The organism is Mesorhizobium sp. 113-1-2, assembly GCF_016756475.1.
GTDB lineage: Bacteria > Pseudomonadota > Alphaproteobacteria > Rhizobiales > Rhizobiaceae > Mesorhizobium > Mesorhizobium loti_C.
On the sequence record NZ_AP023242.1, the window covers coordinates 2,145,038 to 2,163,803 of the forward strand.

An 18,766-nucleotide genomic window follows, 5' to 3' on the forward strand; every position below is an offset into this window, starting at 1 on the left:
ACGCGCCCTGAAAGACGAAGCATGTACCGTTACGATGAGTTCGACCACGATTTTGTCCAGGCCCGCGTCGCCGAGTTCAGCGACCAGGTCCAGCGCCGGCTGTCCGGCGAAATCACCGAGGACCAGTTCCGGCCGCTCAGGCTGATGAACGGCGTCTACCTGCAGCTGCACGCCTACATGCTGCGCATCGCGGTGCCCTACGGCACGCTGAACGGCAAGCAGCTGCGCATGCTCGGCCACATCGCCCGCAAATACGACAAGGGCTACGGCCATTTCACCACGCGCCAGAACATCCAGTTCAACTGGCCGGCGCTGTCGGACATTCCGGCGATCCTCGCCGATCTGGCCAGCGTCGAGATGCACGCGATCCAGACCAGCGGCAACTGCATCCGCAATGTCACCGCCGACCATTTCGCCGGTGCCGCCGCCGACGAGGTCGCCGATCCGCGCCCCTATGCGGAGATCCTGCGGCAATGGTCGTCGGTGCATCCGGAATTCTCGTTCCTGCCCAGGAAATTCAAGATTGCGGTGACGGGTGCCGAGCGCGACCGCGCCGCCATCCAGACCCACGATATCGGCCTGCACCTGAAGAAGAACGCCGCCGGCGAGCTTGGCTTCGCCGTCTATGTCGGCGGCGGCCAGGGCCGCACGCCGATGGTGGCGCGGAAGATCCGCGACTTCCTGCCGGAAGCCGACCTTCTGTCCTACTGCACGGCGATCCTGCGCGTTTACAACCTCTATGGCCGCCGCGACAACAAGTACAAGGCACGCATCAAGATCCTCGTGCACGAGACCGGCGTCGAGGAAATCACCCGCCAGGTCGAGGCCGAATGGCAGGAGTTGAAGGACGCCGAGCTGAAGCTGCCGGACGCCGATATCCGCGCCATCGAAGCCTATTTCGCACCGCCAACGCTCGCCGATCGGCCGGAAGGCGACCAGGCCGTCAAGCTGGCGCGTCTCGATTCCAAGGGTTTCTCGGAGTGGCTCGACCAGAATGTGGTGACGCACCGCCATCCCGACTATGCGGCGGTGACGATTTCGCTCAAGGGCATCGGCGAGGTGCCGGGCGATGCTTCCGACAGCCAGATGGAAGCGGTCGCCGACATCGCCGAGAAATACGCCTTCGACGAACTGCGCGTCAGCCATGAGCAGAACCTGATCCTGCCGCATGTCGCGCGCGCCGACCTCAAGGCGGTCTATGACGCGCTGGTTGATATCGGGCTGGCGACGGCCAACTCCAATTTGATATCGGACATCATCTCGTGCCCCGGCCTCGACTATTGCGCGCTGGCCACCGCGCGCTCGATCCCGATCGCGCAGGAAATCTCGCAACGTTTCGCCTCGCTGGAACGCCAGCGCGAGATCGGCGAACTGAAGTTGAAGATCTCCGGCTGCATCAATGCCTGCGGCCATCACCATGTCGGCCATATCGGCATACTCGGCGTCGAGAAGAAAGGCTCCGAGCTCTATCAGGTGACGCTGGGCGGTTCGGCCGACGAAAACACGTCGGTCGGCGAGATCATCGGCCGCGGCTTCTCGTCGGAAGAGATCACCGACGCCATCGAGCAGATCGTCGAGACCTATCTCGGCCTCCGGCTCGACCCACAGGAAAAATTCATCGACGCCTACCGCCGTGTCGGTCCCGCGCCGTTCAAGGAGGCGCTCTATGCTGGCGAAACCAAGGCCGCTTGACCACATCGCCAACGTCGATGACGGCGTCGCCGCCAAGGCGGCGGGGCTCGACGCGCTCTATGGCCATCTGAAGCCGCTCGAGATCATCGAACGCTCGGCCCGCGAGCTGTTTCACGACGAGATCGCCGCCGTGTCGTCCTTCGGGGCGGACTCGGCGGTGTTGCTGCACATGATCGCCGAGATCGACCGTACGCTGCCGGTCATCTTCCTCGACACCGGCAAGCATTTCGAGGAGACGCTCGGCTATCGCGACGCGCTCGTCGCCGATTTCGGGCTGACCAACATCCAGGTGATCAAGCCCGAGGAAGCCGCGCTCGAGCGGATCGACCCGACGGGCAATCTGCACCAGAGCAACACCGACGCCTGCTGCGACGTGCGCAAGGTCGAGCCGCTGGCGCGTGGCGTGGCGCCGTTTCGTGCCTGGTTCACCGGCCGCAAGCGCTTCCAGGCCTCGACGCGGGCGGCGTTGCCGGTGTTCGAGGCGGTCGGCGCGCGCATCCGCATCAATCCATTGGCGCACTGGACAACCTCGGACCAGGCCGACTACATGCGCGCCCATGCACTGCGCGAAAATCCGCTGGTCGCCTATGGCTATCTCTCGATCGGCTGTTTCCCGTGCACGCAACCGGTGCAGCCGGGTGAGGATGCACGCAGCGGCCGCTGGGCCGGTCACGCCAAGACCGAGTGCGGCATCCACCTGTCGGGGCTGGAAGTGTCGCTGACCGACGCATCGCTATAGGCGGGTTGATATCCAGGTGAGGCCGGCCTGCAAATGGCTGATACCTGCGCTTCCGGTGCTCACGTACTTCAAGTACGCTCCGCTCCGGTTCTCGGTATCAGCCATTTTCGACACGGCCTGACCTGAATCTCAACGCGCTCCGAGCTTCTTCGAATTTTTAGGAATTTTTGATGACTGAAACGACGACAGCGGAGACCCGGCTCTGGACCCCGCAGGGTTTTCGCGAGGACGAATGGGCTCATGCCGAAAGTGCCGACGCGCTTTCCGGCAATGGCCGCTTCATCCTGCCGCTGCAGGCATTCCTCGGCCTTGATCCAGAGGTGCGCCGGTCCGCCAAGGAGCGGCTCGGCGTGGTGCTGCAGCCCGGCGATCAGCTCGAGAAGATAGCGGACCTGCTCGACCAGCTGTCGCTGGTGGCGCTGGTCTTCCCGGCCTTCAGCGATGGGCGCTCCTTCTCCAAGGCTGAACTGCTGCGCAGCCGCTACCACTTTGAAGGCGCCGTTCGCGCTACCGGCCAGGTGCTGGTCGATCCGTTGCCGCATATGTTGCGGCTGGGCTTCGACGAGTTCGAGATCTCCAATCCGGTGCTGTTGAAGCGCCTGGAAGAGGGCCACACCGGTGGGCTGGGGCTTTACTACCAGCCAACCGCCGTGCCGGAGCCCAAGGGCCCCAAATATTCCTGGCGGCGCGTTCGCAAGAGCTGACGCAGCGGTAATCGCGCGCGTCTTTACATCAGCTCTGATCAGGCCTTCTCTTGGCTGTCCGGACGGAAACATCCGCCGGGCGGGAGGAGAAGATCATGGATTTCGACTATGTCATCGCCGGTGGCGGATCCGCCGGCTGCACGCTTGCCGCGCGGCTTTCCGAAGATCCATCGAAGACGGTCTGCTTGATCGAAGCCGGTGGCGAGGGCAAGAACCTGTTGATCCGCGCGCCGGCCGGCATCATCGCTCTGCTGCCGGGACGGCCGAAGATCAACAACTGGGCCTTCCGGACGGTGCCGCAAAAGGGTCTCAACGGCCGCAGGGGTTTTCAGCCGCGCGGCAAGGCGCTGGGCGGATCCAGCGCCATCAATGCCATGCTCTATACGCGCGGGCACCGCGGCGACTATGACGAATGGGCCGACCTCGGCTGTGACGGCTGGTCATGGGACGAGGTGCTGCCCTATTTCCGGCGGGCGGAAGGCAACCAACGCGGCGCTGATGCCCTGCATGGCGGTGACGGGCCGCTGCGGGTTGCCGAGCAGCAAGAGCCTCGTGCGCTCTCCCGGGCCTTTGTCGAGGCCTGCGGCGAAAACCAGATCCGCCGCAACGATGATTTCAACGGCGTCGAACAGGAAGGTGCCGGGCTCTATCAGGTGACGCAATTCTGGGGTGAACGCCGCAATGGCGAGCGCTGTTCGGCGGCCGCTGCCTATCTGCAACCGGTCATGAACAGGCCGAACCTTACCGTCATCACCGGAGCGCATGCCACGGCGGTCATCCTCAATGGCAAGCGCGCCACCGGCGTGCGGTATCGCGCGGGGAAGGGCGAAGCCGTCGCGAAAGCCAGGCGCGAGGTGATCGTCTGTGGTGGCGCTTTCGGTTCGCCTCAGCTCCTCTTGCTGTCGGGCATCGGCCCGGCTGCCGAGCTTGCCATGCATGGTATTCCGGTCATTCATGAGCTGCCCGGCGTTGGCAAGAACCTGCAAGACCACCTCGATTTCATCATGGGCTGGACGTCCAGGGATGCCGACATGATGGGCATCGGAGTGCGCGGCCTGCCTGGCCTGCTGCGGCACATTCTGCGCTGGCGAAGAGATGGCGGCGGTATGATCGCCACGCCCTATGCCGAAGGCGGTGCCTTCCTCAAGTCCGATCCGGCGATAGAACGGCCCGACCTGCAACTGCATTTCTGCATCGCGATCGTGGATGATCATGGCCGAAAGCTGCATATGGGATATGGCTTTTCCTGCCATGTCTGCGTGCTGCGGCCGCATTCGCGCGGCGAGGTCGGGCTGTCGACCCATGATCCCATGGCACCACCGCGCATCGATCCGCGCTTTCTTTCGGACGAACGCGACGCCGAACTTTTGCTCAAGGGGGCCAGGATGATGCGCGGCGTCCTGGAGGCGCCGGCGCTGGCCAGATATCGCCACAAGGAAATCTACACCGCCGGTGTTTCGAGCGACGCGGAGTTGATGTCGCACATCCGTGCCCGCGCCGACACGATCTATCACCCGGCCGGCACCTGCAAGATGGGCGTCGACGAGATGGCAGTGGTCGATCCGCAATTGCGGGTCCACGGGCTCAAGGCCTTGCGGGTCGTCGACGCCTCGGTGATGCCGACCCTGATCGGCGGCAACACCAACGCGCCGACCATCATGATTGCCGAGAAGGCGGCGGACATGATCAAGGCGGCCGCCTGACTGCGGCTCTGGTCGAGCCAGCGAGGCTGTTTTCGCCTGCCGGGAACGGCCTTCGGTCAAGAATGCGGAAAACTGGTCATACCAATTTGGCGATTTGAGCTTTCCCTTTAACCGTCCTGCCCCTAGGATAGGGAACATTATTTCGCGACCCGAAATAAATATAGCCACAAGGGAGGAACCGGGAATGGCTGGCAAGAAAATATTGATGCTCGTTGGCGAGTTCAGCGAGGAGTATGAGATTTTCGTCTTTGAACAGGCCATGCATGCGGTCGGCCACACGGTCCATGTCGTCTGCCCGGACAAGAAGGCGGGCGATGTTCTGAAGACGTCGCTGCACGACTTCGAAGGCCACCAGACCTACACGGAAAAGCTCGGCCACGACTACATCCTCAACAAGACGTTCTCCGAGGTCGACCCGGCCAAATATGACGCCGTCTACGCGGCGGGCGGGCGCGGTCCCGAATACATCCGTATCGACAAGCGGGTGCAGGCGCTGGTGCGGCATTTCCACGAGGCCGGCAAGCCGATCTTCACCATCTGCCATGGCGTACAGATCCTGATCGCGGTCGACGGCGTAGTGCGGGGCAGGGAAGTGGCGGCGCTGCACTATTGCGAGCCGGAAGTGACGCTGGCCGGCGGCATCTACATCGACGTCGCCCCGACCGGTGCCCATGTCGACGGCAATCTCGTTTCAGCCAAGGGTTGGCCTGGCCTGTCCAACTTCATCCGCGAATGCCTGAAGGTGCTGGGCACCGAGATCCGCCATGGCGAGATCCTGATGCGCGACGAGCGCCAGGCGGCTTGATCCGGTGGCAAGCTGCCGCGCCATGGCGCGGCAGTCTTTCTACAACGCCGCCCGTGCTTCGCGGAACGACACCAGCTTGCGGCGGTTCTCGTCCCACAATGCCAGTTTGACGCAGCGCAAGCTGTCGAGCAGCGTGACGCGACCGATACCGCGCAGCTCCGGATAATCCCGCAGCACCTCCTGCAGCCGGTAGCCCGGCACCTTGGCGGAGAGGTGGTGCACGTGGTGGACGCCGATATTGCCGGTGAACCAGTTCAGCACCGGCGGCAGGTCGTAATAGGACGAGCCGTGCAGGGCGGCATGCTGGAACTCCCAGTCGTCGTCCTTTGCCCATTCCGTCTCCTCGAACTGGTGCTGGACGTAGAACAGCCAGATGCCGGCCGAGCCTGCGAGAATGACGATTGGCAGATGGACAACCAGGAACGCACCGGGGCCGACGGCCCAGATGAGAATGGCTGCCGCAAGCGCGATGGCGAGGTTGGTGGTCATCGACGACACCCAGGGCGTCAGGCCGCCGCGCATCATGCCGATGGGCAGCCTTTGCGAGAAGATGAACAGCCAGATCGGCCCCAGCCCGAACATCACCAGCGGGTGGCGATAGAGCCGATAGGCGAGGCGGCCGCGCCAGGACAATTGCCGGTATTCGGCAACGGTCAGCGTCCTGATATCGCCCATGCCGCGTTCGTCGAGATTGCCGGCGCTGGCATGATGTGTCGCGTGCGCGCGCCGCCAGCAATCATAGGGCGTCAGCGTCAGGACACCGAGCGCGCGGCCGATCCAGTCGTCGGCGTAGCGATTGGCAAAGAAAGAGCCATGGCCGCAATCGTGCTGGATCATGAAGATGCGCACCAGGAACCCGGCCGCCGGCAGGATCAGGATCAGCCCCCACCAATGGCCATAGGCATAGGCCGCCGAGGACAGTGCCCAGAGCGTGGCAAACGGAATGAGGGTGATGGCGAGTTCGATGGCGCTGCGCCGCCGGTCTGGCTTCTTGTAGCGCGCCAGAATCTTCAGCCAGGCGCGCTTGCTGTTGGCGGCCGCATCGGGGGAAATCATGTTCATCAGGAACCATAGGCGCGGCGTGTGGCCACCGCAAGGCAACCATCACGCAGAATTACTGTGCGTAATTGTCGCGTAAGCGCCCAACGGGAATTATTGCCGCCGCCAGCCTGTATCCTCGTCCTCGACCCGGTCGAGGCGGTCGAGCAATTGCCTGAAGCGGTCGTGAGTATCGGCTTGGATACGGAAAGCCGGCAAGGTACGCAGAAAGCGCGTCATCGCCTCGGCACCGAACTGGCGCCTGACTTCGGCGGCGAGCCTTTCTCCTTTTTCAGCCTTGTCGCGGGTCATCATTATAAAATCCTGTGTCGGCTCGGAAACTCCTCCAGCAAGGGAATGGTTCCCTCATCACGCTTCTGTGGCAAGCCAAGCCGGCAGTCATGGTAAAATTTGAATTAAAATCGAAATATCGCCGTTGATCGCCGCTCAGGTCGGGCCAAAGGCCAAACGGTCGCTTACCCCTTGATTTTTGGCTGCCAAACCTCGATATCGGGCACAAAATCCATACCATTCGAGATGACGGGAAACGGCGATGAGCGACCAGGCAAAAGACGAACGCGCGCCCAGCGAAGCCGAGGCGGCCGAGGCCAATGCCGAGCGCACGGAAGGCAGCATTGACGGCGACTATGAAGCGCTTGTGCGGCTGCTGAAGGAAAATGAAGAGCTGAAGGACCGCGCGCTGCGCGTCGCGGCCGAGATGGAGAACCTGCGCCGCCGCACCGCGCGCGACGTGCACGACGCGCGCACCTACGCGGTTGCGAATTTCGCCCGCGACATGCTGTCAGTGTCGGACAATCTGCGCCGCGCGCTGGACGCCATACCCGCCGAGGCCAAGGCGTCGGGCGACGCCGGCTTCAAGGCGCTGATCGAAGGCGTCGACCTGACCGAGCGCGCCATGCTTTCGGCGCTGGAACGGCACGGGGTCAAGAAGCTTACTCCCGAAGGCGAGAAGTTCGATCCCAATTTCCACCAGGCGATGTTCGAAGTGCCCAATCCCGATGTCCCGGCCAACACCGTGGTCCAGGTCGTGCAGCCGGGCTATTCGATCGGCGAGCGGGTGCTGCGTCCGGCTATGGTCGGCGTCGCCAAGGGCGGCCCGAAAGTCGCCGCCGAGGCGCCGGTCGAGCCGGGGCCGGTGAATGACGAGGCGGAGAGGGATGCGTAGTTAGGGATTGGGCAGTAGGGCAGTGGGAGAATAGGGGTCGTCCCAACTCTCCCGCTTCGTGTTAAACATACTGCCCTACTCCCTTACTGCCCTGGCCTTCCATGCATCCCATCGCCCTTCTCGACTATGCCGGCGTCGCCGTTTTTGCGGCGACCGGGGCGTTGGCTGCGTCGCGCAAGCAACTCGACATTATCGGGTTCCTGTTCCTGGCCAGCGTCACCGGCATTGGCGGCGGCACGTTTCGCGACCTCATCCTCAATGTGCCGGTCTTCTGGGTGGGAAACCGCGACTATGTGCTGATCTGCGCCGTGGTGGCGGTCCTGGTCTTCTTCACCGCGCATCGCGTCGAATCCCGCTACAAACTGCTGCTGTGGCTCGACGCCATCGGGCTGGCCGCCTTTTCGGTGATGGGCGCGGCAAAGGGCTTGGCAATCACCGGTTCGCCGGTGGTTTCGATCATCACCGGCATGCTGACCGCGACTTTCGGCGGCATATTGCGCGATCTGCTGGCCGGCGAGCCATCGGTGCTGCTGAGACCGGAAATCTACGTGACGGCCGCCCTGGCCGGCGCCGCGATCTTCACACTGGGCGACGTCGCCGGATTGCCGCAGATCATCTCGGGGTTGGCCGGCTTCGGTGTGGCGCTCGCCGTGCGCGGCGGCGCGCTGCGTTTCGGCTGGTCGTTTCCGTCCTACAAGAGCCGGCCGGGACGAAGGCCGGAAGATATTCCGTGAGAGAGGGATTAGTGGGTAGGGATCAGTCAGTAGGCAAAAAGCACGAATCGCACCGTCTTCACTACTGCCTACTGCCTACTGCCTACTGCCTTCACGCCGCGAAACGCTGCGCTTCCCCGCCATAGTAGTTGACGTAGCGGGCACCGATTTCCTTGACCGGCATCACCACGAACACATCGACCGTAGAGAATTCGCGGTCGATGACGCAGCCGTCGCCGATGCGGGCGCCGACCCTCAGATAGCCCTTGACCAGAGGCGGCATTGCCGCGATCGCCGCTTTGGCATTGACTGCCTCGATCGGCATCAGATCCATGGAGCAGTACCGATCGGAAACCGCGCGCACGTCCCAGGCGGAGTTGGTGCGGCAGTGATGGGCGAGATAGGTGAGCGCCTCCGCGTGAGCGGCCGGCACGGTGCCATGGAAGGACGCGCAGCCGGTCATCACGCCGATTTCGTAGTGATTGATGTAGGCCCAGATGCCTTGCCACAGCGCCTCGATGGTGCGCTTCGAGCGGTATTGCGGCAAAACGCAGGAGCGGCCGAGTTCGAGAAAGCGCTGGCCGGGATGACGGGCGATGAGCTTGGTCAGCTCGAACTCGCCTTCGGAATAGAAGCCGCCGGCGGTGGCCGCGATTTCTTGCCGCAGCAGGCGATAGGTACCGACGATACGGCGATGTTCGGGGCCGGAAAGCGTCGTATCCAGGACCAGAAGATGGTCGCAGAGCGGATCGAAGCGGTCGGCGTCGCGACGGTCCTGCGCCTGGAACAGGTCCTTGCGGGCGCCAAGCTCGTCGTAAAATACCCGGTAACGCACTTCCTGCGCGGCCGCGATCTCGGCCTCGTTGCGTGCGAGCCGCACTTCGAGATTGCCGATACGGCCGAGTGCTGCGCCTTTTATGACGGAATCGACATTACGCCCGGCAAGCAAGGCGCTGCTGGCGTTCGGCCGAGTGTCACATTCCGGCATAACTGTATGCACGAGTGATTCTCCTTCGAGCCATCCCTCTTGGCACGGGGATACGGTGTAGGTGCAACAGGATTGTGACAGTACCGTGATACGGCGTTGCGGGCAATACTTCGTCGGCTGGCGAAAACGGTCAACCGGCTACGTTCGGTGAGGAGAGCCGAGGCATGTCTCGTCTGCGCGAACCCATTTGGAGCGCTCAAGGTCCCTGTTTCCACGCATGTCACCCTTGCAAAATGGCGGTCACTTTTGGGTGACATGCATCAGCGCGCGGTTGGAAAAAAGCGGATCAAGCGGCGACCTGGCCCTCGACGGCATTGACCAGTGCATCGGGGTCGAGCGGCTTGGTGACGAAGCCGCTGGCGCCATGGGCGAGCACCGCATGACGGGTCTTTTCCTGGCTGTCGGCCGACAGCACCATGATCGGCACGGGCGGCGCCGATGTTTCCTCTTCATGGCGGCGGATCGCGGCAATGGCGTCCAGACCGTCCATGACCGGCATATGCAGGTCCATCAGTACCACGTCGAAGCGGTGCTTGTGCCCGGCACTGGTGACGGCCTCGACGGCGGCCTTGCCATTGCCGACAACCTTGACGCGGTGCCCCGCCTTCAACAGCGTGGCGCGGGCCAGCATGGCATTGATGTCGTTGTCCTCGGCGATCAGCACGGACAGGCCCTGCTGGCGGCCACTTGAGGCGCGAAGCGCCGGGGTGCGGCCCTTTTCCGGCTGCGGCTGGGTAAGGGCCGGTGCATGGCTGGTCAAAAGGACACGCAAAAGTGTTCCACCGCGCACCGGTCGGGCCAGGAAGGTCGCGTAGCCGCTGGCGCGGAACTCGCCAAGCATGCCGCGGTCGGTCGGCGCGATCAGCGTGATGGCTTCGCAGTCGGAAAAGCCGCTTTGGCGCAACCGCTTGAGCACTCTCCCGTCGCTCTCCTCGATGGCCGCGTCGACCAGAAGAACGTCGCAGCCCTCTGCCAAGGGTACGGCCTGCGCCACGGTGGTGGCGATACCGGCGGTGCCGCCATTGGCGCGGATGGTGCGGGCGATGGCGTCGGCCTCGATGGCGTTCCTGGACAGGATCACCGCGCGCCTGCCGGCGAGCACGTTCTGCTGGCCCTGCGGCGCCCCAGTGGCCTCCGTGGCCGGGATTTCGAAGACGAATTCCGATCCCTGGCCAAGCCGGCTGGAGACCGAAATCGTGCCGCCCATGGCAGCCACCAGGCGCTTGGAGATGGCAAGTCCCAGCCCCGCCCCGCCATGCGTGCGCGTGGAGGTGCCGTCGGCCTGCTCGAACTCCTCGAAGATGCGCTCCATGTCCTCCTCGCGCAGGCCCGGGCCGGTGTCGGTGATGGTGAAGCAGATGCGGTCGCTGGTCTCGGTGCGGGCGCGCGCGACGCTGACCAGCACGCCGCCGCTGTCGGTGAACTTGATGGCGTTGCCGATCAGGTTGAGCAACACCTGCCTGACGCGGCCCGGATCGGCGGTGATCAATTGCGGTACATCCGGTTCGACGTGGCAGCCGAGGCCGATACCCTTGGCGAAGGCGCGCGCGGCGAGCAATTCGATGATGTTGTCGGCGATCTCACGCACCGACATTGGCTGCGGCTCCGGATCGAAGCGACCGGCCTCGATCTTGGAATAGTCGAGCAGGTCCTCGATCAGGGCGAGCAAGGCGCTGGCCGAGGTCGAGATGGCGCCGACATAGGTCTGCTGTTCCGGCGACAGGCTGGTGTCGGCCAAGAGCCTGGCCATGCCCATGATGCCGTTCATCGGCGTGCGGATTTCATGGCTGACCGTGGCGAGAAAGCGCGATTTGGCCTGGCTTGCGTATTCGGCCCGCTCGCGCGCGGTGATCAGCGAGGATTCGGCGCGCTTGCGGGCGGTGATGTCGCGGGCGATGGCGCGATGCGAAACCGCTCCGCTCTCCTTGTCGCGCACTGACAGTTCGATCCACGAGAACCAGCGCGGGCCGCTCGGCGTGCGGATGGCAACGTCGGTGGAACTCAGGCACTCATGGTCGGAAAAGGCGGCATCGGGCACGATGCCGACTTCGACACCGAGTTCGGCCAGGGTCTTGCCGGCAAGATCGCGCTGATCGGTTTCGACCAGATCGGCGAACACCTTGTTGGCATAGACGATGTAGCCGTCGCGGTCGCGATGGATGACGAGATCGCCAAGCGCGTCGATGAGACCGCGAAAGCGCTCCTCGCTTTCCTGCATTTCCCACATGCGGTCGGCCAACGTCTCGATCTCGGCGCGGCTGCGGGCGGTTGTCTCGTCCAGCAGCACCACGGTCCGGTGGGCGCTGCGCCTGGCATGCAGATGCAGGCCAAGGCCGGCGAGGCCGGTTGCCAGCAAGGCGAGGCTGATGAAGATCGGCGCCCCGGTCAGATGCGCGAGGCCTGCCAGGATCATGATGGCAACGAAGGTGAGCAGCGGCAGGCTTTCCTGCCTGGCCAATTGCTGCTCGGGCACCAGCGGCGGCGCAGCGATAAACCGCCGCGCCGGCGCCGGAACCGCATCGACATCGTCGCCTTTGTTTGCCTGCTGGCTGTCGGATTCCGCGATCATGCGAAACCCTTGCCAGACAGAGATTATGGAAAATTGCGGCGGATCGTTCGAATTTTAGCGGATAGGGCGTTTTTGCCCCGGTAGCGGCGGATTTGCCACCGGATCTGGCAATTCCGTCCGCTGCCTGCGACCGGCCAGGCGGGTCTACATATCAACGACGACGCGTCCGCGGATCTTGCCGTCGACGATGTCGCGCGCGGCATCGATGATGCCGTCGAAGCCGATGGTCCTAGACAGGCTGGCGAGCTTCTCCAGGTCGAGATCGGAGCCGATGCGCCGCCAGGCCTCCAGGCGCACGGCCTTCGGCGCCATCACCGAATCGATGCCGAGCAGCGAGACGCCGCGCAGGATGAAGGGGGCGACGCTTGACGGCAGATCCATGCCGCCGGCCAGGCCGCAGGCCGCGACCGCGCCGCCATAGGAGGTCATCGACAGCACATTGGCCAGCGTGTGGCTGCCGACCGAATCGATGCCGCCGGCCCAGCGTTCCTTGGCCAGCGGCTTGGCGGGTTGGCTGAGTTCGTCGCGCGAGATCACCTCGGCGGCGCCCAGGTTGATCAGATAGGGGCTTTCGGCATTGCGCCCGGTCGACGCTACGACATGGTAACCGAGGCTGGACAGGATGGAGACCGCGACCGAACCGACGCCGCCAGCAGCACCCGTCACCACAACCGGGCCCCGGTCGGGCAGGATGCCGTGCCGCTCCAACGCCATGACGCAGAGCATGGCGGTGTAGCCGGCTGTGCCGACCGCCATCGCGTCATGCGCACTGATGCCTTCCGGCAGCGGCACCAGCCAGTCGCCCTTGACGCGGGCACGCCCGGCATAGGCGCCGAAATGCGTCTCGCCGACGCCCCAGCCATTGAGGATGACCTTGTCCCCCTTACGCCAGTCGGGATTGGAGGACGAGATGACTGTGCCGGCGAAGTCGATGCCGGGCACCAGCGGCCAGCGGCGGACCACCGGCGCCTTGCCGGTAATGGCCAATCCATCCTTGTAGTTCACAGTCGTCGCCTCGACAGCGACCGTGACGTCGCCCTCCATCAGGTCGGCTTCGGTGAGGTCGGTCACGGCGACCGATTGTTTCTTGTCGGCGTCGCGCGAGACGAGGATGGCTTTGAAGGTTTCGGGCATCTTTTTCTCCGCGAGCTTTGCTTGGCGTCCTGGAACTGTGCGGCGATGGCCGCGCGGGGTCAATCTTTGGAAGGTTTGGCGTTTGAAGACTCGGCGTTCGAAGACTTGGGCTCGCGCCGCCAGCCGATGAGTTCGTCGTAGACGACCAGCGCCGCGCCCACGGAAATGAAGGCGTCGGCGAGGTTGAAGACGGCAAAGGACCAGACCGGCGTGTGGAACAGGATGTAGTCGATGACGTGGCCATAGACGGCGCGGTCGATCAGATTGCCCAACGCGCCGCCGATGATCAGGGCAAAGCCGGTGCGGGCGATGACATGGCCTGATGGCGTGCGGGTGGCGAGGTAGAGCACGAAAGCGACGACCAGCACGGCTATGACCACCAGGCCGGTGTCGCCGAAGGAGGAGAACATCGAGAAGGCGATGCCGTTGTTGTAGGTGCGAAACAGCGCCAGGAAGGGCACCAGATCGAGCTTTTCCTGGAAGGGCAGGCCGGTCTCGACCAGATGCTTTATCCACTGATCGAGCGCGATGGCCGCGACGACGAGCAGCGCGTAGGGGGACCATGATCTCACGGGCGGGCAACCTTCATTGCGGGTCGGCGATTGGTTCGAGCTTCAGCGCGCCGCGGCGGATCTCGAACAGCATGATGCCGGTGGCGACGGCGAGATTGAGCGAATCGGCGCGGCCTGCTTGCGGAATCCGGAGCAGCCTGTCGCAACTCGCCGCCAGGGTTTCGGGCAGGCCCTGCTGCTCATTGCCCATCATCAGCAGCACCGGTCCGCGGGAAAAATCGACCGAGCGGTAGTCGACCGCACCTTTCAGATGCGTGCCGGCAACCAGGCCTGAAAAGCCGCCGCGCCAGGCAAGGAAAGCTTCGGTCGTTGCCTTGGCCACCGGTACGGCGAAAATCGAACCCATTGTGGCGCGCACCGTCTCGACGGAAAACGGATCGGTGGTGTCGCCGACCAGGATGACGCCTTTGGCACCGACGGCATCGACGGTGCGGATGACGGTGCCGAGATTGCCGGGGTCGCGCACCCGGTCGAGTGCCACCCAGACATCGCCATTGTCGGCGCGGATATCCCTGAGGGCCAGGAATTTTTGCGAGAAGACGCCGACCACCATTTGCGGATTGTCGCGGCGGGTGATGGCGACAAGCACTTTCTCCGAGACTTCGAGCACCGTGCCGCCGGCGGCAACCGTGCGCGCCGCGGCCTTTTCCACCGCGGCATTGCCACGTCCGGCCTTGGCGAACACAAGCGTTCTGATCTGCCAGCCCAAGTCGAGCGCATCGATGACCAGCTTCAGACCCTCGGCCATGAAGGCGTTTTGCTGGTCGCGGAATTTCTTCAAGGCGAGCGCCTTGATGTCCTTGATCAGCGGATTGGCGAGGCTGGTGACTTCCTTCACCTGGCCGGGTGCGCCGACATGCCGTTCGTTCATTTAGGACTCCCGGGCATTCAGGCCACCCAGCGCGAAAACAATGAGGTCGAAAGCGCCCTGCCGGCGGACTTTTCACGGATGATCAACTCGCCCGATTCAACCCTGCCGCCCATGCCGGCAAAGGTGTCGCGCATTAAGGCATGGATGGCGAAGAAGGAGGCGCGGATCGAATAGGCGGTGAGCACCACGGCAAGCGGTTTCGGCGTCAGGATCGCGCGGCAAAGGTCGGTCAGATCAGGCAGATCCTCGAACAATTGCCAGACCTCGCCCTTGGGGCCGCGGCCATAGGCCGGCGGGTCGAACAGGATGATGTCGTAGCGGCTGCCGCGGCGTTCCTCGCGCTCGGCGAATTTCACGGCATCGTCGACGATCCAACGGATCGGCTTGCTGCCCAGCCCTGCCATTTCCTGGTTTTCACGCGCCCAGCCGATCGCCTTCTTCGAGGCATCGACATGGGTGACCTCGGCGCCGGCGCGGGCAGCCACCAGCGAGGCGAGGCCGGTATAGCCGAACAGGTTGAGCACCTTGACCGGCCGCTTCGCCGCCGCGATCAGGCCGGCCATATGATCCCAGTGCGAGGCCTGCTCGGGAAAGACACCGACATGGCGAAACGAGGTGAAACGACCGAGATAATCGATGCCGTTATGCTTCATCGGCCAGGTCTCACCGAGCGGCGTCTTCGGGAAACGCCAGCGGCCGATGCCTTCCTCGTCGGTGTCGCCGGTGAAGATGGCGTCGGCACGCTCCCAGTCCTTTGCCGGCAAGGCTTTCTGCCAGATCGCCTGACCCTCGGGCCGCACGATGCGATAGGGGCCGTATTGTTCGAGTTTCTGGCCGGCGCCGCTGTCGAGCAGCGCGTAATCAGCGTTGGGAGCTACTTCGAGGATTACCGGAAGCTGTTCAGCGGGAAGGGCGCCGTCGCGGCGGGCAAGGATGCGCGGCGCGGATTTCACTGCGGGCTGGCTATCCGGTTTCACGTCACGCGGTTCGCGCGGCCTGGTGTCCGGCCGGCCACGCGGCTCGTGCGGACGCACCTCTCCGGTTCCGCCTTTCGCGGGCGGGCGGCTGTCGCGGCGTTTGTCGCGAAAAGACTTCAAGCAGGAGCATCTCCGAGCGGCGTGCCGCTTTTGGCATGAGGACAGCGGCGGTGCAACAAGCGATGGCCCGCAGCTCGATTGGTGCAACTGGAAGCCTTCGCCTTCGAAGTGGTGCGGCGGTGTTGCGGCATCGCGCTTGTTTTTTCGCGCGCTTGGTTTATGAGGGCCGCATTGTTGTTTCTGGAATGGGAGCGAAAGATGACGAGCATCTTCACCGCGCACCCCTCGAGGGTTCCGGCGTAAGCCAGCATTTTGCTGCCTGCCGCCGGTCGAACGGATGCCTGACGGCGTCCGGTTTGTGACCTTTATCCAGAAGTGTTCTTGTCATGGGCAATTTTATCGGGGGCCTCGGCCCCTCTTCGTCGTGCGCTGCGCCTGCTGCGCGCATCCTGCATTGTTTTTCGCCGCAGACATGGATCGAGGGCGCGGCGCTCCAGCAGCTTCGCAATGTCGCGGCCTTGCCCGGCGTCGCCTCGGTTGCGGCCTTTCCAGACCTGCATCCGGGCAAATATGGCCCGACCGGCATTGCCGTGTTGTCGCAGCGTCTGCATCCACAGCTGATCGGCAACGACATTGGCTGCGGCATGTCGTTGTTCGAGCTCGATCTGCCATTGCGCAAGCTCAGGATCGACAAAGCCGTCGAATGCCTGCGCCGGATCGAAGCGGAAGACATCGATCCGCATGCGGCGCTCGCTGCCTCGGATTTGCCGACGGATCTTTATCCGGATGCACTGGGCACGATCGGCGGCGGCAACCATTTCTGCGAGCTGCAAGCGGTCGACCAGACCGATGTGGCCGGCGAAAGCCTGTTCGATCGCCAGAAGCTCTATCTGCTGGTGCATTCCGGCTCGCGCGGACTTGGTGCCTTTGTCTTCGGGCAGATGCTCGACCTCCAGTCCGCGGTCACGGCCGGGCTCGATCCGGAGTCCGCGGAGGGCAGGAGCTGGTGTCGTCAGCATGACATTTGCGTCACCTGGGCGTCGCTCAACCGCCGGCTGATCGCCGAGCGCGCGGCAAGCGCCTTGCGCAGCGAAGTCCGGCTGGTGGCAGATGTGCCGCATAACCTTGTGCGCGACCGGGCCGATGGTTTCGTTCATCACAAGGGCTCGGCCGCGGTGCGGGCAGGCGATGTCGCACCGATCGCCGGTTCGCGCGCCAGCCTGAGCTATGTCGTGCGGGCGCTCGATGGGACGGGGCCGTCACTGGGCGGCATTTCGCACGGCGCCGGCCGCAAATACGACCGTGCCACCATGCATGGCCGTGCCGGGCGCAACAGGTCGGAGCGCGACGCCTTGCTGAGAAATGCATGGGGTGGGCAATTGATCTGCGACGACCGCAACCTGGTCATCGAGGAAGCGGCGTCCGCCTACAAGGATGCCGGGCAGGTGGTGCAAGACCTTGCCGATGCCGGCCTGGTCGTGACGCTTGCGGCGATGAAACCGCTGGTGACCTACAAGAAGGCGATGGAAGGCCCGCCCGACCGGACACGCAAGAAGCCGTCGCGCGACCGTATGGCAAGGAGGGCGAACCATGGCCGTGATTGACATGCTCGTCACCTCGGGCAACGGACCGGTGGAATGCCGCATCGCCTTGATGGCTCTGGTCGGTATCATCGAGAAGGAAGCCGTTCGGCTTGGCTGCACTTTCGAGGCCTCGTTTGGTCACAGGCCGGACCGGCATGGCGCCAAATCCGCCGTGCTCAGTCTCGAGGGCCGCAACGCCGAAGCGCTCGCGCAGGACTATTGCGGCACCATCAAGTTCGTCTTCAAGAGCCCGGTGCGCGCAGGCCACAAGCGACAGAACTGGTTCGTCGGTGTGCAGGTGGTGGATCTGTCGGATGCCGTCGCCGTTTCGATTGCACCGTCCGATGTCCGTTTCGAAACCTTGCGGGCCGGTGGCCCAGGCGGACAGCATCAGAACACCACCGACAGCGCCGTGCGGGCCATCCACCTGCCGACCGGCATTGTGGTGACGGCACGCAACGAGCGCTCGCAGCACCGCAACAAGGCGATCGCGCTGCGGCGGCTGGAAGCGATGCTGGGTGTCCTTGCCGAGCGTGAGGTCGAAATGTCGAAGACGCAGATGTTCGTGGCCAACAAAGCCTTGGAACGCGGCAACGAGGTCAAGGTATTCCACCTCTGACGGCGCGGCGGCGTGAAGCTCAGACGCCTGCGCGCTTCGGAGCGAGATATATTATCGTGAAGACTGCAAACCGCGAGAATCATGTCCCGCTCCGAACGCCTGCTTGACCTCATCCAATGCCTGCGCCGGCATCGCCGGCCGGTGAGCGGACATGTGTTGGCCGATGAGCTTGGGATTTCGATCCGCACACTCTACCGCGACATCGCCACGCTGCAGGGGCAAGGCGCGCCGATCGAGGGCGGGGCGGGTCTGGGCTATGTGCTGAAGCCCGGCTTCATGCTGCCGCCGCTGATGTTCAGCGACGAGGAGATCGAGGCCATCGTGCTGGGATCGCGTTGGGTCGCCAAGCAGCCGGACCAGCGGCTTTCAGCCGCTGCCGGTAATGCGCTGGCCAAGATCGCGGCCGTGCTGCCGGACGATCTGCGCGAGGATCTCGATGCTTCGACGCTGCTGGTTGGGCCTCCGATGCAGGCCGTTGAAGGCATAGACCTCGGCGTCGTGCGGCAGGCCATCCGCAACGAACGCAAGATCGGTTTTGTCTATCACGATGCCGGAGGTGCTGCTTCGCAGCGTGTGGTCTGGCCGTTCGCGCTCGGTTTCTTCGACAAGGTGCGGGTGGTGGTGGCGTGGTGCGAGATGCGGCAGGATTTCCGGCATTTTCGCGCCGACCGCATATCCGGCCTCAATCCTATCGATACGCGCTATCCCAGACGCCGCCAGGTGTTGCTCAAGGAATGGCGGGCGACGCTCGACAAGCCGCGTGGGTCATGATGGCTGCTGCCAGAATCTGACAGTATCCTGTCCTATGTCACG

General features: G+C 64.0%; 19 protein-coding genes. 10 read left to right on the forward strand and 9 right to left on the reverse strand.

Annotated features, from left to right (window positions below):
• Positions 1 to 21: 21 nt before the first annotated feature.
• The 5 genes from JN279_RS10290 (at position 22) to JN279_RS10310 (ending at position 5,643) form a co-directional block, all read left to right on the forward strand.
• A complete protein-coding gene (locus tag JN279_RS10290; RefSeq protein WP_202352680.1) occupies positions 22 to 1,692 on the forward strand; it encodes a nitrite/sulfite reductase in 1,671 nt (556 codons plus the stop codon).
• Positions 1,667 to 2,431: a phosphoadenylyl-sulfate reductase gene (locus tag JN279_RS10295; protein WP_202352681.1), complete on the forward strand. Its 765-nt coding sequence runs from the start codon at positions 1,667 to 1,669 to the stop codon at positions 2,429 to 2,431. Before JN279_RS10290 ends, JN279_RS10295 begins: the two co-directional genes overlap by 26 nt.
• Before the next feature lie 170 nt (positions 2,432 to 2,601).
• A complete protein-coding gene (locus tag JN279_RS10300; RefSeq protein ID WP_096450264.1) occupies positions 2,602 to 3,135 on the forward strand; it encodes a DUF934 domain-containing protein in 534 nt (177 codons plus the stop codon).
• A gap of 95 nt (positions 3,136 to 3,230) precedes the next feature.
• Positions 3,231 to 4,838: a GMC family oxidoreductase gene (locus tag JN279_RS10305; protein ID WP_202352682.1), complete on the forward strand. Its 1,608-nt coding sequence runs from the start codon at positions 3,231 to 3,233 to the stop codon at positions 4,836 to 4,838.
• 184 nt (positions 4,839 to 5,022) lie between these two features.
• Positions 5,023 to 5,643 (forward strand): DJ-1/PfpI family protein, encoded by a 621-nt coding sequence (locus JN279_RS10310; protein WP_013892983.1) that lies wholly within the window; start codon positions 5,023 to 5,025, stop codon positions 5,641 to 5,643.
• A gap of 39 nt (positions 5,644 to 5,682) precedes the next feature.
• Here the strand turns inward: JN279_RS10310 and JN279_RS10315 are convergent, their stop codons facing one another.
• Together JN279_RS10315 and JN279_RS10320 are read right to left on the reverse strand one after the other, a co-directional pair.
• Positions 5,683 to 6,705 (reverse strand): fatty acid desaturase, encoded by a 1,023-nt coding sequence (locus tag JN279_RS10315; RefSeq protein WP_096450260.1) that lies wholly within the window; start codon positions 6,703 to 6,705, stop codon positions 5,683 to 5,685.
• 90 nt (positions 6,706 to 6,795) lie between these two features.
• On the reverse strand, positions 6,796 to 6,996 hold the full coding sequence (locus JN279_RS10320; protein WP_096450258.1) for a hypothetical protein: 201 nt from the start codon (positions 6,994 to 6,996) through the stop codon (positions 6,796 to 6,798).
• Positions 6,997 to 7,234: 238 nt separating this feature from the next.
• Between JN279_RS10320 and grpE the strand changes: the two genes are divergently transcribed.
• Together grpE and JN279_RS10330 are read left to right on the forward strand one after the other, a co-directional pair.
• Entirely contained in the window at positions 7,235 to 7,867 is a 633-nt protein-coding gene (gene grpE, locus JN279_RS10325) for a nucleotide exchange factor GrpE (protein ID WP_096450256.1), read from the forward strand.
• 101 nt (positions 7,868 to 7,968) lie between these two features.
• On the forward strand, positions 7,969 to 8,601 hold the full coding sequence (locus tag JN279_RS10330) for a trimeric intracellular cation channel family protein (protein WP_096450254.1): 633 nt from the start codon (positions 7,969 to 7,971) through the stop codon (positions 8,599 to 8,601).
• 91 nt (positions 8,602 to 8,692) lie between these two features.
• On the opposite strand, the gene JN279_RS10335 is transcribed toward JN279_RS10330, so the two are convergent.
• The 7 genes from JN279_RS10335 to JN279_RS10365 form a co-directional block, all read right to left on the reverse strand.
• Positions 8,693 to 9,568 (reverse strand): GNAT family N-acetyltransferase, encoded by an 876-nt coding sequence (locus tag JN279_RS10335; protein ID WP_056577807.1) that lies wholly within the window; start codon positions 9,566 to 9,568, stop codon positions 8,693 to 8,695.
• 286 nt (positions 9,569 to 9,854) lie between these two features.
• Positions 9,855 to 12,137: a PAS domain-containing hybrid sensor histidine kinase/response regulator gene (locus tag JN279_RS10340; RefSeq protein ID WP_096450252.1), complete on the reverse strand. Its 2,283-nt coding sequence runs from the start codon at positions 12,135 to 12,137 to the stop codon at positions 9,855 to 9,857.
• A 144-nt stretch (positions 12,138 to 12,281) separates the two neighbouring features.
• On the reverse strand, positions 12,282 to 13,271 hold the full coding sequence (gene acuI, locus JN279_RS10345) for an acrylyl-CoA reductase (NADPH) (RefSeq protein ID WP_096450250.1): 990 nt from the start codon (positions 13,269 to 13,271) through the stop codon (positions 12,282 to 12,284).
• 59 nt (positions 13,272 to 13,330) lie between these two features.
• Entirely contained in the window at positions 13,331 to 13,843 is a 513-nt protein-coding gene (gene lspA / locus JN279_RS10350; protein WP_096450248.1) for a signal peptidase II, read from the reverse strand.
• Between the two features lie 13 nt (positions 13,844 to 13,856).
• Positions 13,857 to 14,714 carry a TrmH family RNA methyltransferase gene (locus tag JN279_RS10355; RefSeq protein WP_202352683.1) on the reverse strand — a complete coding sequence of 286 codons (858 nt, stop codon included), beginning with the start codon at positions 14,712 to 14,714 and terminating at the stop codon, positions 13,857 to 13,859.
• A gap of 17 nt (positions 14,715 to 14,731) precedes the next feature.
• Positions 14,732 to 15,811 carry a class I SAM-dependent rRNA methyltransferase gene (locus tag JN279_RS10360; RefSeq protein ID WP_202352684.1) on the reverse strand — a complete coding sequence of 360 codons (1,080 nt, stop codon included), beginning with the start codon at positions 15,809 to 15,811 and terminating at the stop codon, positions 14,732 to 14,734.
• On the reverse strand, positions 15,808 to 16,026 hold the full coding sequence (locus tag JN279_RS10365; protein ID WP_202352685.1) for a hypothetical protein: 219 nt from the start codon (positions 16,024 to 16,026) through the stop codon (positions 15,808 to 15,810). Before JN279_RS10365 ends, JN279_RS10360 begins: the two co-directional genes overlap by 4 nt.
• Positions 16,027 to 16,137: 111 nt before the next feature.
• On the opposite strand from JN279_RS10365, the gene JN279_RS10370 reads away from it, so the two are divergent.
• The 3 genes from JN279_RS10370 (at position 16,138) to JN279_RS10380 (ending at position 18,724) form a co-directional block, all read left to right on the forward strand.
• The gene (locus JN279_RS10370) at positions 16,138 to 17,355 is read left to right on the forward strand and encodes an RNA ligase RtcB family protein (protein WP_202352686.1); all 1,218 of its coding nucleotides are present in this window, start codon (positions 16,138 to 16,140) and stop codon (positions 17,353 to 17,355) included.
• Entirely contained in the window at positions 17,342 to 17,953 is a 612-nt protein-coding gene (prfH, locus tag JN279_RS10375; RefSeq protein ID WP_202352687.1) for a peptide chain release factor H, read from the forward strand. The genes JN279_RS10370 and prfH overlap by 14 nt, the downstream gene beginning before the upstream one ends.
• Positions 17,954 to 18,034: 81 nt before the next feature.
• A complete protein-coding gene (locus tag JN279_RS10380) occupies positions 18,035 to 18,724 on the forward strand; it encodes a helix-turn-helix transcriptional regulator (RefSeq protein WP_202352688.1) in 690 nt (229 codons plus the stop codon).
• The last annotated feature ends 42 nt before the right edge of the window (positions 18,725 to 18,766 follow it).